The sequence below is a fragment of the Nonomuraea montanisoli genome (assembly GCF_013363975.1).
GTDB classification, from domain to species: domain Bacteria; phylum Actinomycetota; class Actinomycetes; order Streptosporangiales; family Streptosporangiaceae; genus Nonomuraea; species Nonomuraea montanisoli.
Map to the genome: position 1 here is coordinate 338000 of NZ_JABWGN010000003.1, position 13835 is coordinate 351834.

Here is a 13835-nt window from a genome sequence, read left to right on the forward strand (position 1 = left end):
CTCAGGAGCCGTAGAAGACGCGTTCCACGACCTGGCGGGCCCGGCGGGTGACGCGGCGGTAGTCGTCGAGGAAGTCCTCGGAGCCGTCGGGCGGGTAGCCGAGCGTGCGGGCCAGCCGCATCCGCTCGCGGGCGTCGGCGGGCACGCTGTCGCCGGGCCGCCCCTTGACCAGCATGATCGCGTCACGGATGCGGGAGGCGCACTGCCAGGCCTCGGCCAGCACCTCCTCGTCGGCGGCCCGCAGCAGCCCCTCGGCGACGGCCGCGCGCAGCGCCTCCAGCGTGCGGGTGGTGCGCAGGGACGAGACCGCCCCGGCGTGGCGGAGCTGGAGGAGCTGCGCCACCCACTCGACGTCGGACAGGCCGCCGGGGCCGAGCTTGGTGTGCAGCGCGGGGTCGGCGCCGCGCGGCAGCCGCTCGGCCTCCATCCGGGCCTTCAGGCGCCGGATCTCGCGTACGGACTCCTCGCGCAGGCCGCCCGCCGGGTAGCGCAGCTCGTCGGCCATCGCGCGGAACTCCTCGCCCAGCGCGGCGTCGCCGGCGGAGAAGCGGGCCCGCAGCAGCGCCTGCGCCTCCCAGGGCGACGACCAGCGCGCGTAGTAGGCCCGGTAGGAGGCGAGGGTGCGCACCAGCGGGCCCTGCCGGCCCTCGGGCCGCAGGTCGGGGTCGATGAGCAGCGGCGGGTCGGGGGCGGGCAGGCTGAGCAGGCGGCGCAGCTCGTTGGCGACGGCGAACGCGGCGTCGCCGGCCTCCCGCTCGTCCGCGCCGGGGTGGGGGTCGTGCACGAACATGACGTCGGCGTCGCTGGCGTACGACGACTCCATGCCGCCGAGCCGGCCCATGGCGATGAGGGCGAACCGGGTGGGCGGCGGCGCGCCCCGGTCGGCGCTCAGCCTGGCGATCGCGGCGTCCAGCGCGGCCTGGAGCGTCACGTCGTTGAGCGTGGACAGCGCCACCCCGACGTGCTCGATCCCGGCCAGCCCGAACAGGTCGGCGACGGCCGTGCGGAACAGCTCCCTGCGCCGCAGCGCCCGCACGGCGGCCACGGCGCCGGCCGGGTCGGCGCCGTGCCGGGTGACCGCGGCGGACGCCTCGGCCCGCAGCGCCTCGGCGGCGCGCAGCGCGAGGTCCGCGTCGGAGCCGAGCAGCGCCACGGCGTCGGGCGCGTGCATGAGCAGCCCGGTGGCGTAGCGGCTGGCGCCCAGCACGCGGGCCATGCGGGCGGCCACGGCGGTCTCGTCGCGCAGCAGCCGCAGGTACCACGGCGTGGCCCCGAGCTTGTCGCTGACCTGCCGGAAGCCGAGCAGCCCGGCGTCGGGGTCGGGCGTGTCGGCGAACCAGCCGAGCATGACCGGCAGCAGGGTGCGCTGGATGGCCGCGCGCCGTGACACGCCGGAGGTGAGGGCGGCGATGTGCCGCAGCGCGCCGTCGGGGTCGACGTAGCCGAGGGCGCGCAGCCGCGCGGACGCCGCCGCGGTCGACAGCCGGGTCTCGGTGTCGGGCAGCCGGGCGACGGCCTGGAGCAGCGGCCGGTAGAACAGCTTCTCGTGCAGCCGCCTGGCCTCGCGCGCGTGGCGCCGCCAGCGGGCGGTGAACTCTCCGACCGGGTCGGCCTGCATGCCGAGCGCGCGGCCCAGCCGGCGCAGGACGGCGGGGTCGGTGGGCAGCACGTGGGTGCGCCGCATGCGGTGGAGCTGGAGCAGGTGCTCGACCTGGCGCAGGAACGTGTAGGCCTCGGCCAGGCCGCGCGAGTCGTCGCGGCCGACGTATCCGCCCCGCGACAGCGCGGCGAGCGCCGGAAGCGTGGCGCGGCGGCGCAGCAGCGGGTCGAGCCGGCCGTGGACGAGCTGGAGGAGCTGCACCGCGAACTCGATGTCGCGCAGCCCGCCCGGGCCCAGCTTGATCTGCCGCTCGCCCTCGGCGCGCACGTGCTCCTCGACGCGACGGCGCATCGCCTGCACGTCCTCGACGAAACGGTCGCGGGTGGCGGCCGACCAGACCAGCTCGTTGACGGCCTCGACGTAGGCGGCGCCGAGCTCCATGTCGCCGGCGATCGGACGGGCCTTGAGCAGCGCCTGGAACTCCCACGTCTTGGCCCACCGGCCGTAGTAGGCCAGGTGGCTGGCCAGGGTGCGCACCAGCGGCCCGTTGCGGCCCTCGGGGCGCAGGCCCGCGTCCACCTCCCACAGCGCGCCCTCGGGCGTGGCGGCCGAGCAGACCCGCATCATGGCCTGGGCCAGCCGGGTCGCGGCGCGCAGCGCCTTGGTCTCGTCGGCGCCCTCGCGCGGCTCGGCCACGAAGATCACGTCGACGTCGCTGATGTAGTTGAGCTCGCGGGCGCCGGCCTTGCCCATGCCGATGACCGCGAGCCGTACGTCGTCGGCCTCGACCTGGGTGCGGGCGATGGCCAGGGCCGCCTCCAGGGCGGCGCCGGCGAGGTCGGACAGCTCGGCGGTCACCTCGCTGAGCGAGGCGCGGCCGGTGAGGTCGCGCGCGGCCAGGCCCAGCAGCCGCCCCCGGTAGGCGACGCGCAGCGCGACCACGGGATCTCCCGCGTGCGGAGCGGCGCCGGTGCTGGGCGCGGGGTCGTTCGGGCGGGCGGGCGCACCGGGCTCGGACGGCGGCCGGGCCGAGCCGGCGTGGGGCAGCGGGTCGTCGGGGTCGGCGTCCACGGCGCGCAGCAGGTCGGCGCGGGGGTCGCCCGGGTCGGCGGCCAGCAGGCCGAGGTGGCCGGGATGGCGGACGAGGTGGTCGCCCAGGGCGGCGCTCACGCCGAGCACGGCCAGCGCGCGCTCGCGCAGCCGCTCGTCGGCCCGCAGCGCGCCGATCGCCTCGGGGGCGCGCTCGGCCAGCCGGGTCAGCGACAGCAGCGCCAGGTCGGGGTCGGCGACCTCGACCAGCCCGTCGAGCAGGTCGTCCAGCTCGCCGCCGGACTGCTCGACGAGCCGCGCGGCGGTCGCCCCGTCGGCGAACCCGAGCTTGGCGAGCCTGGCGGCGGTGGACTCGATCCTCGGCACCCCTCCATCTTGACAGGCCCTCCGCCGACCGGCGTAGAGTGCAACGCAACGTTGCGTTGTATTTCACGTGATCCAAGGGGGCGACGGTGGAGGACTCGACGAAGGCCGGGCGGACGGGCGCGGGCGGGGTTCCGGCGGCCGTGACGTGGGGGCTGCTGGCCGCCTGGGCGCTGCACGACGCCGAGGAGCTCGCCACGATGCCCGGATGGGCGCGCCGGGCCCGCCCCCGGCTGGAACGGCGCCTGCCCGGCGTCCCGTGGGAGCGGCTGGACGTGTCGCGGGCGCACGCGACCGTGGCGATCGGCCTCATGGGCGGGGCCGTGGCTGCGCTGGCGGCCGCGGGGGCGCGCACGGGCGGGCGGAGCCCGGCGTTCCAGGCCGCGCTGGCGGCGTTCGGGCTGCACGGGGTCGCGCACCTCGCGCAGGCGGCGGTCACCGGCGGCTACACACCGGGCGCGGTGACCTCGCCGCTCGTCGTCATCCCGTTCACCGTGTGGGCGCGGCGGCGGCTGCGCGCGGCGGGGGTGGAGGCCCCCCGCGGCGGCGCGCTCACCGCGGGCGCGGTGGCGGCCGTCCCGCTGCTGCTGGCCGGCGTCCACGCGGCGGCCCACGCCCTCACCAGGCCCCGGCCCGGCTCATCTCGCCGGCGCTGAACCGGTACCGGCCCCGCCGACGTCGTACGGCGTGCGGCTCAGCCGCCCCTGACGACGGCCGCGAACGCCTCGGCCACGGGACGCCAGGTGGACACCAGCTTGTCCTCGCCCGCCCGGACCGCCGCGACCAGTTCCTCCGCCCGTTCCAGGGTGGAGGACCCGGCCCACGACGCGAAGATGCCGGGCGTGGCCTCCGGGTGGAACTGCACCGCCCAGGCGCTCTCCCCCAGCCGGTACGCCTGGTTCGGATAGGGGGAACCGGTCATCAGCGGCACCGCGCCCTCCGGCAGGCGCGCCATCACGTCCTGGTGGTACTGGATCGCCACCGCCGTGCCGATCCCGGACAACAGCCGGTCGGTGGCGGCCTCGGGCAGCGCGCTCACCTCGCACAGCCCCACCTCCAGCCCGTCGCCGCCCCGTTCGACGGCGCCGCCGCAGGCCATCGTCATGAGCTGGGCCCCGAGGCAGATCCCGAGCGTGGGCGTGCCGTCGAGGACCGAGCGGCGCAGCAGCGCGCGGGTGGCGGGCAGCCAGGGCCAGCGCTCGTCCTGCCACGCGGCGGCCTCGCCGCCGAGCACGACGAGCCCGTCGGCGGCCCGCTCGGGCACCTCCTCGCCCAGGTACGGCCGGACGACGTCACAGACCGGACCGAACCAGTCGGCCAGGTATCCGAGCCCGGCCTCGGCCTCGTGTTCGATCACGGTGATCCGCATACCGGGTAATTTATCCGGAACTTCCGCATTACGTCTCCCCTCACCTTTACGGCTGGCCCTCCCGTTTGCGCGGTCCATCGCCTTCTACGGCGACGTGCCCGCCGCGGTCCGCGCAGACGCGTCTCATACGTGCCGACGGGGCGGTATGTCCCTAAGATCCGGTCCATGAGGGTGGACGAGGTCGGCGGGCTGCGCATCGCCAGGTTCGGGGAGGGGCCGCGCGTGATCGTCGCGGTCCACGGGATCACGGCGTCGCTCATGGCGTGGGCGGCGGTGGGGCGGCGGCTGCCGGAGGGCTGGTCCATGGTGGCGATGGACCTGCGCGGCCGGGGGCACAGCGCCGGGCTGCCCGGGCCGTACGGGCTGCCGAGGCACGCCGAGGACGTGCTGCGCGTGGCCGACCACGTCGGCGCCGACGCCGGCGCGGTGCTCGCCGGGCACTCGATGGGCGCCTACGTGGCGGCGCTGGCGGCGGCCCGGCGGCCGTTCGCGCGGGTCGTGCTGGTGGACGGCGGCCTGCCGCTGCCGCTCCCGCCGGGCGCCGACCCGGACGCGGCGCTGGCGGCCACGCTCGGGCCCGCGCTGGCCCGCCTGTCCCGGACGTTCGCCACGCCCGAGGACTACGTCGCCTTCTTCCGCGCGCACCCGGCCTTCGCGCACGCGTGGAACGACGACGTCGAGGCGTACGTCCGCTACGACCTGGACGGGCCGACGGGGGCGCTGCGCTCACGCGCCGCCGAGGACGCGGTCCGGGAGGACGGCCGCTGGCTGCTGACCGGGGCGGAGGAGCTCGGGGCGGCCCTGGCCTCGATCGAGGCGCCGCTGCGCGTGCTGCGGGCCCCGCGCGGGCTGCTCGACCAGGAGATCGGCATGCTTCCGGACGAACTGGCCGCCGCCTGGACGGCCCGGCTGCCGCACCTGGAGGACGAGGTGGTGCCGGACTGCAACCACTACACGATCCTGTTCGAGGAGCGCTGCGCGTCGCTGGTCGCCGCCCGCCTCACCGGCACGGGGCCGTGAACGCGGACGGCCCCGGAACCGCGTGGGTTCCGGGGCCGTCCGGACGTCTCGGCGACCCGGGGAGGCTAGCGCGGGGCGATCCAGGTGGCCCGGGCCGCGGCGACCAGCGTGCCGTCCACCTCGTAGATGGCGCTCTCGCCGAACAGCTTGCGCCCCTCGCGGCCGGTGGCGCGGGCCACGGCGGAGTAGGCGCCGCCCGGGTAGACGCGCCGGTGGATCTGCAGGGTCAGCCGGCCGAGCAGCGCCGACTCGCCGGGCTGGAAGTGCGCCCAGCCCGTGATGCAGTCGAGGACGGCGCCCACGATCGAGCCGGGCACGCCGTCGGCGTCGGCCACCGTGTGCGGGACCCGCCAGCCGGCCGCCACCACGTCCTTGCCCTCGACCGGGCCGGGGAAGACGCGCAGGCCGTCGCCCGGCTCGCGCAGGCCGCAGGCGAAGCACTCGGGGAAGGCGTGACCCTTCCACCCGGCGAAACCGGCCTCGGCGCGCGCGGCGTCCTTGAACGGGACGAACTCGGGGGCGTCGAGGTCCTGCGCCACCGGGATGGCCTCGACGAGCAGCCGGTCGCCGTCGGAGAGGGTGACGGTGTTGGCGACGTGCTCCAGCCGGAGCTCGGTCTCCAGCGGGGTGGGGGCGTGCAGCGTGACTTCGACGGCTGATCGGTTGTCGTTGAACGCGTCCGCCATGGTCCCGGCTATCCAGCCGCCGTTGGCGGCCCCTGCCGGTCCCCGGAAACGCTCGGGAACGGTCAACACGGTCTGCAGGGCAGCCGTCGTCATGCCTCACCCTCCCATATCGCTTCAACAGCGAAAAATCCGAAATTACATATAAAGCAGGCCGATATTACCGGAGATCCGGACGGCCCGTACCAGGGGGGCGCCGCCGATCAGCCCGCAACAGGACACAACACTTCAGACCCAGCGAAACCTTCCCACCCCATCCGCACCTGTGGGGTGACGGGGCCGCGTGGCACTGCTCGCGAGCGGACCCGAGGGTGGCGGATCAGCCGTACCCGTAAGATACGGGCGCTAAATTGCACGCATGTGACTTCAGCGTAAGAAGTGACGCTGATCACTCCGCGAAGTTGTCTCACGTCAGGCGCGAACCAGCCCCTCCCCCGGCGCCGCCCCCTCGCGCCCCGCCTCGGCGCCGCCCCGCCTCAGCGCCGCCGCGCCGGGGCCTGTCACGACCTTCCGGTACGCCTTTCCGGTACGCCTTTCCGGGACGCCGCACTTCAGGGGCGCGCGATGGCGGGAGGGCGTACTGTCACGGGTGTGACCATGCCGGCCCGGCGGCCGGAGGGCGCGCCTCGTCACGGCCTCGGAAGGGGAGCGGATGGACGGCCTCGGCCCCCGCGCGGTCCTGGTGCCCGACCTCGGCGACGACCTGGCGGTCGCGGTCGGCGCGCTGGAACGGCTGCTCCTGGCGTTGCGGGCGGCCGAGGAGGACGGCGCCGCGCTGCCGCCCCCTCTGGCGGGCGGCGCGGCGCTCACCGCGCTGCGGCGGCTCTGGCGCGCGGTGGCGCCCACCCAGGGACTCTGGCGCGCGGTGGCGTCCGCCCGGGGAAGCCAAGGGCCGTCTCCGGCCGGGAGGCTGTACGCGCACGGCGGCCGGGCCGAGCTCGTCCCGCTGCGCCTGGTCGACGTCGGCCCGCTGGACGTGGCCACCCTGTCGGCCGCCGCGGCGGCGCTCGGGCGGGGCGCGAACGGCGCGGGCCCGGTGCGGCTGGCGCTGGAGGAGGCCGGCGGCGACCCGCCGGGCGTGGAGCTCGTCGTCGCCGCGGCGGGCTTCAGCGGGCTGCTCGACCTGGCCGACACGGGCGAGTCCATCGTGCTGCGCGAACGGCTGGCGGCGGCCGGGCCGGGCGTGGACGTCGTGCTCAGCCCGGTGCAGGAGAGCGCCTACCGGGCGACCATGGAGCGGCTCACCGCGATGTGGCCCGCCCGGCGGCCCGACCCGCCACCGCCCCAGGGCGGGGGACGCCGTTCACCGGCGGGGTCCTGAGCCGCGATCTCCTTCACTGACGGCCCCGGTCACGGGGCCGCACGACGTGTATTGACGGCCCCGGTCACGGGGCCGCTCGGCTCGTACTGACGGCCCCGGTCACGGGGCCGCTCGGCTCGTACTGACGGCCCCAGTCACAGGGCCGCAGGGCTCGGGCCAGGACCGCGCCCGGTCAGCGGGCCGCGGGCGGTCAGCGGGCCGCGGGCGGTGGCGGCGGTCCCAGCACGTCGACCGCCCGGGCCGGCCCGATCCTGCCGGGCTTGCCGCTCCTGCCGGGCTTGCCGGGATGCCGGGGTTTGCGGGGCCGGTGTTCATGGCGACGCCCGACGAACCGGCCGACCGCGATGTTCTGCAGGTCGTTCAGGTCGAGGCCGTCGGCGATGTCGATCGTGGCCGTGACGGCCCCGGCCGCGGTGTCGACGGCCACGACCGCGTCCTGCCTGCCGGTCGTCGTGGTGACGTACGCGGTCCCGCCGTCGGGGCTGAGCGCCACGGCGGCGGGAAGGCGGTGGCCGGGGATCGGGATGGTGCCGGTGACGGCGTCGGTCACCGTGTTGATCACCGTGATGGCGCCTTCCGCGTCGTTGAGCGTGCCCACGTACAGACGGGTGCCGTCGCCGGAGGCCGCCAGCCCCTGAGGCAGGTCCTCGCTGACGGGGATGGACGCCAGGAGACCGCCGGTCGCCGTGTTGATCACGAACACCTGCCCCTTCTCCGAGGCGGTCCCGGTCACGTAGGCGCGGTGACGGGAGGGATGGACGGCGATCGCCCGGGGCGACGACGGCAGCGGGACGGTCCTCGTGATCTGCTCGGTCCTGGTGTCGATCACGGTGAGATTGTCGTAGGTGCCCTTCGCGTCCCGAGTGACACCCACGAGCGCCCGGCGCCCGCCGTGGTCGACCGCCACCGCGCCCGGATTGCCGGCGATGGGAAGGGTCGCGCTGATGGAGTCATCGTGCGTGTCGATCACCACGACCTTGGTGCTCCTCCGGGAGAGGTCGTCGTCGTTGTGGATGGTGGTGTAGACCTGGGCGCCGTCGGGGCTGACCGCCACTCCCCCCGGGGCGTGGTCCACCTCGATGACGTCGAACACCCGGTTGGCGACGGTGCTCATCACCAGGATCGCGTCCGGGTCCTTCCTGCCGACTCTCGCCACGTACGCGACGGCGCCGCCGGGATCGAGCGCGATCGCGCCCGGGCAGCCGCCGGTCGGGATGTAACCGGCGACGGTGCCGGCGCTCGTGTCGAGCCGCGCCACCGCGCCGTCGGAGTACGGGTCGGAGCAGCTCTCGGCCACGTACGCGAGCGTCGGGAACTTCGGCGGCCGTGGGGCCGGGGGCGGCGCGGCGGCGGCCGGGCCGGACGGCAGCGGAAGCAGCCCGCAGGCGGCCACGGTCACCGCCATGCCGAGCCGGAGACCGTATCGCCATCCCTGCCGCGCGTTCTTGGTCGGCGAGCGCATGACACCGCATTATTCGGCACGCCCGATCCCCCGGCGCGGAATTCCCGGACGCGTCAGGTCAACAATGCGTCTGCGCGAGAAAAGGGAGGTCCGCGCGGTTCACGTCAGGGCAGGAACGGCGGGACGTTCAGCTCTCGGAGGAGTGCCAGGCGTCGCGCGGCAGGATCATCGTGATCGACGTCCACCACTCGCCACCGATCTCGACGCTGCGCGGGTGCCTCTCCCCCTCGCGAAAGCCGAGCCGTTCGTAGATCGTCCTGGCTCGCTCGTTGTGGGCGTAGACCCCCAGCTCGACCTGCTCGACCTCAAAATCCGCGAAGGCCGCGCCGACCGCGGCCCGGACCAGGGCCGCCCCCCGCCCGCGCCCGCGGGCGGAGGGCGCGACCAGCACCATGCCGAGCCGCACCGACCGGCCCCCGGGCTGGAGGCGCAGCCCGAAGTGCCCGACCGGGGTCCCGTCGGGGTCGGTCGCGACCATGAGGCGGCGACCGGGATCGGAGGCGCGCAGGCCGAGCAGCTGCCGCCCGTCGAAGGGCCAGGTGAACAGGGCCTTGCCCGACCAGATCACCAGCGCCTCGGGGCCGTCGATCCACGACGCGACCACGGGGGCGTCGGCCGGTTCCAGCGCGCGTACACGTATCACGGCTCCCAGCCGTACCCCACGGGCGGCCGGGCGGTCAAAGGCCCCGCCGCCTTTACGACGTAGATCAACATCATGCGGCAGGCGGAACCCCGGGGACGACCAGGTGCGTCACAGCCTGCGGATGGTAGACGGCCAGCCGCCTCACCTGGCCGGTCCGCACGTTCACCGCGTACGTGACCTGACGGTTGTCCCGGTCGTCGTCCGACGGGAAGGTGGCGAGCGTGACCTCGGACGCGTTCAGCCAGGCGCCGAGGGTGTGCATGCCCGTGCCTGTCGGCAGGCCGCGCATGGTCGCCGTCCTCGTGGTCCGGCCGGTCCTGGCGTCGAGCATGGTGATCGTTTCGTCCCACACGTCCGGTGATCTTCCCGGGCGGAGCGCGGCCACGGTCCTGCCGTCGGGGGCGAGCCCGCTGAAGCGGGTGTAGACGTCCTCCACCGTCACGGGAGAGCCGCCTCCCGTGAGAGGCATCACCCAGATTCCCGCCTTCTGCCCCCACCGCCCGTACCGGGCCAGGGTCACGGTCGTGCCGTCGATGCTCCTGGGATCCCAGCCGGCCGGCAGGGGCGTCGTGGTCCCCGCCCGCAGGTCGATGATCAGGCCGTCCTCCTTCCTCGACGGGTAGCCCGTGAAGGCGAGGTAGCGCCCGTCGTCGGAGACCTCCAGGCGCGCGTTGCGGCCCAGCTTCGCCTCGGCGACGGCGACGGGCGCGGTGAGCACGGCGCCGCTGTCCAGGTCGCGTACCTGGAACGTCCCGGCCGGCCTGCTGTAGTAGGCGATGAGGCGCCCGTCGCGGCTGATCGCCAGCGGACAGAAGACCGGCCCGCTCTTGAAGCTCAGCGCCTGCGGCATGTGGTAGGTCTCACCGGAGCGGGTGACGACGCGCCACTCGCCGTTCCTGCAGTCGGCCGGGATGGGCCCACCGACGAGACACCAGGTCCGGAACGCGTGGCTGACCGGACCGACACCCCGGCCCGGCAGATCGGCGATCCCGCCGGTCGCCGCCGCCACCACGGGATCGTCCGCCGTCACCGGCCTGGTGCCGGGCGCCACGCCCAGCACGACGCCGGCGAGCACCACGAGCCCCGTCACGACGGCCGATCCGGCGGCCAGGCGGGCCCGCCGCCTGCGCCGGCTGCCCGTGATCGCCCAGTCGGCCAGGTCCACGGCCGGGGCGTCGGACGCCACCTCGTGCAGCGCCTCATGCAGCGCCTCATGCGGCCCGCTCATCGGCGCACCTCCTCCATCTCGGCGAACAACCGGGTCAGCTCGGGCGCGAGCACCCGCAGGCGGCCGAGCGCGTGGTGGGTCTGGCTCTTGACCGTGCCGAGCGAGCAGCCGAGGATCTCGGCCGTCTGGCGCTCGCTGAGGTCCTCGTAGAAGCGCAGGACGATCACGGCGCGCTGCCGGGGCGTCAACCTGGCCAGCGCCTCGCGCAGGACGATGCGATCGACCGTGGCGTTGTCGTGGGCGTGCCCGTGCTCCGGCGGGTCGGCGGTGGACACCTCCGCCTGTCTGCGCCGCCGCCACGAGATGTACTGGTTGACCATGGCCTTGCGGGTGTACGCCTCGGGGGCGCCGCTGCGGACCAGCCGGGGCCAGTGGCCGGCGACCTTGAGCAGGACGCTCTGCATCAGGTCCTCGGCCAGGTGCGCGTCTCCCGTGAGCAGGTACGCGCTCCGCATCAGCGCCTGCTGGCGGGCGAGCACGAACTCGCGGAAGCCGTCGTATCGATCCAAGGTGGTTGATCTCCTCTCATCGGTTCTCACGTCCCGGGAGAGGCGGAAGGTTGGAACCCGCACCAGGATCTCCGGGCGGCCGCGGACGATCACGATTCGGCGAACCGGGCCGTACCCCGGTCATCACGATCACTAGGGTCCGACGGGACCCGGCGTACGGCGCCGGACGACCCAGCTCCCGCGGAGGACTCGCGCTGATGCCGCTCGATCTCACCTCCCTGAACGAGGCCGGACCGGCGCTCCTGCGTGACGCGCTCGACGGCTCGTGGCCGCCGGCCCTGGCGCGGGCCTGCCGGCGGGCGCTCCCGCGGCTCCTCGCCCTGCCGCCCGGCCCCGGACGGCTGGAGTTCCTGCGCGCGACGGCCGCGGCCGAGGAGCCGGAGGCGCTGGCCGCCCTGGACGCGGCGGCCGCGGCCGAGGAGCCGGAGGCGCCGGCCGCCCCCGAAGCGGCGGGGCAGGGGACGTGGACCCTGGCGTGGGAGGCCGGCGAGGGGCCCACGGCCTTCCACGTGTGCCCGGCCCGGCACGACGGCCCGGTGCGGGCGGTGGCGGTGGGCGAGTTCGCGGGCCGCACGTTCGTGGCCAGCGGCGGCGACGACCAGGTGGTACGGCTGCGCGACGCCCTGGACCAGTCGGGCCCGGACCTGGAGGGGATGACGGCGGGCGTCCGCGCCCTGGCGTTCGGCGTGGTGGACGGCCGCCCGGTGCTGGCCGGCGGCGACCAGGCGGGCACGGTCCGCACCTGGGACCCGCTCACCGCAGCGCCCGGGTTCACCCGCGAGGCGACCGGCGGCCACCCGACGGCCCTGGCCTTCGTGGCGGCCGGGGAAGGGCGGACGCTGCTCGCCGTGGCGATCGGCTTCCCCGGCCGCGGCTACCCGGGCGACGGCGAGGACGGCCGCGTGGACCTGCTGGACCCGTCCACCGGCGAGCTCGTGCGCGAGCTGCGCACCGAGGACGGGGACGCGCTGCTCGACCTCGCGGTGGCGGGGCTCGACGGGCGGACGGCGCTGGCCGCGCTGAGCCCCTACGAGGTGTACGTGTGGGACGTGGCCACGGGCGAGCGGCTGGGGAGCGCGTACGTGGGCGACGTCTGTGACGAGGACATGGATCGGGAGGGGTTCACCCCGCCCCTGCTGCTGAGCCTTTCCGGCGGGCGGCCCGAGGTCGGCGTGGTCGTGGTGGTCGAGCGCCCGCCGTCCTACACGACGACCAGCCGCGAGATCCTCTACCTGGAACTGGAGAACCTCGCCGCGAGCAGCCCCGGCCAGTTGCTCGACCGCGACCAGGGTCCGGTGGCGGTGACGACTCACGCCGGGCGGGACGTGATGCTCGTGGCCAACCACACCTCCGACTCCGGCCGGACGTGGGAACGCCCCGCGCGGGCGGTGATCCGGCGCTGGGGCGGCGAGCCGGACGTCGCCCTGGACGCCGACACCAGCCTGGTCACCGCCGCCGCCTTCGGCGGCCTGGCCGGAGACCTCTGCCTGGCCACGGCCGGGCTCGACGGGACGGTGCAGGTCTGGGACGCGCGGACCCCGCACCGGCACCGGCGGGTCGGGTACGGCGGGTCGGGGCTGGCGCTGTTCACCACGGAGCAGGGCGCGCCCGTCCTGGCCGCCGGCACGCACAGTGACACCGTGCTGCTGCTGGACGCCGCGAGCGGGGAGCGGATCGGCTCGGTGGGCTGCCGCCGCAGCGGCCGCGGCCACGACTGCGACCTCTCCCCCTACGAGCACTGCTGCCGCGGGCTGGCCGCCGGCGACGTGGCACGCCGGCCGTACGTCGCGAGCAGCGGCTGCGCCTCCCACGGCACCATGCTGTGGCGGCCGCTGAGCGAGACGCCCGGCGTCGCGCCGAAGGACGACCCCGGCGGCGGCCGGGTCACGTTCACCGACGGCGGCTACTCCCCCGCCGCCCTGGCCTTCGGCGAGGCCGACGGCCGTGCGCTGCTCGCGGCCGGGGCCGAGGTGTGGGATCCGCTCACGCACGAACGCGTGGCCCAGCTGCACCGCTCGGGCTTCCTGATCAGCGAGAACGCCTTCGGCCGGGCCGGGGACCTGCCGGTGCTGGCCACGCGCCGCGACGACGAGGTGGACCTGTGGGACCCGCTGACCGGCCGGCGCGTCCGGACGCTCGGCGTGGACGACGCCGGCGCCGGCCTGGCGATGGGCCGCGTCGCCGGCCGCGACGTGCTCGCCGTCGGCAGCGGCAGGTACGTGGTTTTGTGGGACGCCGCCACCGGGGAGCGGTGGGAGTGGGTGCCGCACACCTCGGCCGTCACCTGCCTGAGCCTGGTCGAACACGGTGACCGGGCGCTGCTGGTGACGGGGACCGAGGACGGCACGGTGGCGCTGTGGGACGCCGCCACGCAGCGCCGCCTCGCCGTGCTGGGCGCGTTCGCCCGGCCGGTCCGGTCCGTGGCGGCGGCCGGCATCGGCTGCGGGCTGCACGTGTACGGGCAGTCGCTCTACGGGCGCGTACTCGCCTGGCGGGTCGAGGTCCCCTGACTCGCGGGTCGTCGGCCACGGTCACCGCCCGCCGGCCGGCTGACCTCGCCTCGTTGCCGATGCCGACCTGGCGTTCG

The 13835-nt window shown here is 75.6% G+C and carries 11 protein-coding genes; 4 read left to right on the forward strand and 7 right to left on the reverse strand.

What is annotated here, in order from left to right:
* Position 1: 1 nt before the first annotated feature.
* Positions 2-3016, reverse strand: a complete 3015-nt coding sequence (locus HTZ77_RS08445; RefSeq protein WP_175588907.1) for a bifunctional [glutamine synthetase] adenylyltransferase/[glutamine synthetase]-adenylyl-L-tyrosine phosphorylase — start codon at positions 3014-3016, stop codon at positions 2-4.
* Positions 3017-3102: 86 nt separating this feature from the next.
* Between HTZ77_RS08445 and HTZ77_RS08450 the strand changes: the two genes are divergently transcribed.
* Positions 3103-3669, forward strand: a complete 567-nt coding sequence (locus tag HTZ77_RS08450; protein WP_328808489.1) for an HXXEE domain-containing protein — start codon at positions 3103-3105, stop codon at positions 3667-3669.
* A gap of 38 nt (positions 3670-3707) precedes the next feature.
* On the opposite strand, the gene HTZ77_RS08455 is transcribed toward HTZ77_RS08450, so the two are convergent.
* Positions 3708-4382, reverse strand: coding sequence for a type 1 glutamine amidotransferase (locus HTZ77_RS08455; protein ID WP_175588908.1), 675 nt, complete (start codon positions 4380-4382; stop codon positions 3708-3710).
* A 165-nt stretch (positions 4383-4547) separates the two neighbouring features.
* Between HTZ77_RS08455 and HTZ77_RS08460 the strand changes: the two genes are divergently transcribed.
* The gene (locus HTZ77_RS08460) at positions 4548-5402 is read left to right on the forward strand and encodes an alpha/beta hydrolase (RefSeq protein WP_175588909.1); all 855 of its coding nucleotides are present in this window, start codon (positions 4548-4550) and stop codon (positions 5400-5402) included.
* A gap of 65 nt (positions 5403-5467) precedes the next feature.
* Here HTZ77_RS08460 and HTZ77_RS08465 read toward each other — a convergent pair whose 3' ends face one another.
* Entirely contained in the window at positions 5468-6181 is a 714-nt protein-coding gene (locus HTZ77_RS08465) for a PaaI family thioesterase (RefSeq protein WP_175588910.1), read from the reverse strand.
* A 556-nt stretch (positions 6182-6737) separates the two neighbouring features.
* Between HTZ77_RS08465 and HTZ77_RS08470 the strand changes: the two genes are divergently transcribed.
* The gene (locus HTZ77_RS08470) at positions 6738-7406 is read left to right on the forward strand and encodes a hypothetical protein (protein WP_175588911.1); all 669 of its coding nucleotides are present in this window, start codon (positions 6738-6740) and stop codon (positions 7404-7406) included.
* Positions 7407-7596: 190 nt separating this feature from the next.
* Here the strand turns inward: HTZ77_RS08470 and HTZ77_RS08475 are convergent, their stop codons facing one another.
* From HTZ77_RS08475 to HTZ77_RS08490, 4 genes are all read right to left on the reverse strand, one after another.
* Positions 7597-8868, reverse strand: coding sequence for a YncE family protein (locus HTZ77_RS08475; protein WP_175588912.1), 1272 nt, complete (start codon positions 8866-8868; stop codon positions 7597-7599).
* Positions 8869-8995: 127 nt separating this feature from the next.
* Entirely contained in the window at positions 8996-9511 is a 516-nt protein-coding gene (locus HTZ77_RS08480) for a GNAT family N-acetyltransferase (protein WP_175588913.1), read from the reverse strand.
* 70 nt (positions 9512-9581) lie between these two features.
* A complete protein-coding gene (locus HTZ77_RS08485) occupies positions 9582-10739 on the reverse strand; it encodes a TolB family protein (protein WP_175588914.1) in 1158 nt (385 codons plus the stop codon).
* Positions 10736-11248: a SigE family RNA polymerase sigma factor gene (locus tag HTZ77_RS08490; protein WP_175588915.1), complete on the reverse strand. Its 513-nt coding sequence runs from the start codon at positions 11246-11248 to the stop codon at positions 10736-10738. The genes HTZ77_RS08485 and HTZ77_RS08490 overlap by 4 nt, the downstream gene beginning before the upstream one ends.
* Before the next feature lie 197 nt (positions 11249-11445).
* Between HTZ77_RS08490 and HTZ77_RS08495 the strand changes: the two genes are divergently transcribed.
* Positions 11446-13758, forward strand: coding sequence for a WD40 repeat domain-containing protein (locus HTZ77_RS08495; protein ID WP_175588916.1), 2313 nt, complete (start codon positions 11446-11448; stop codon positions 13756-13758).
* The last annotated feature ends 77 nt before the right edge of the window (positions 13759-13835 follow it).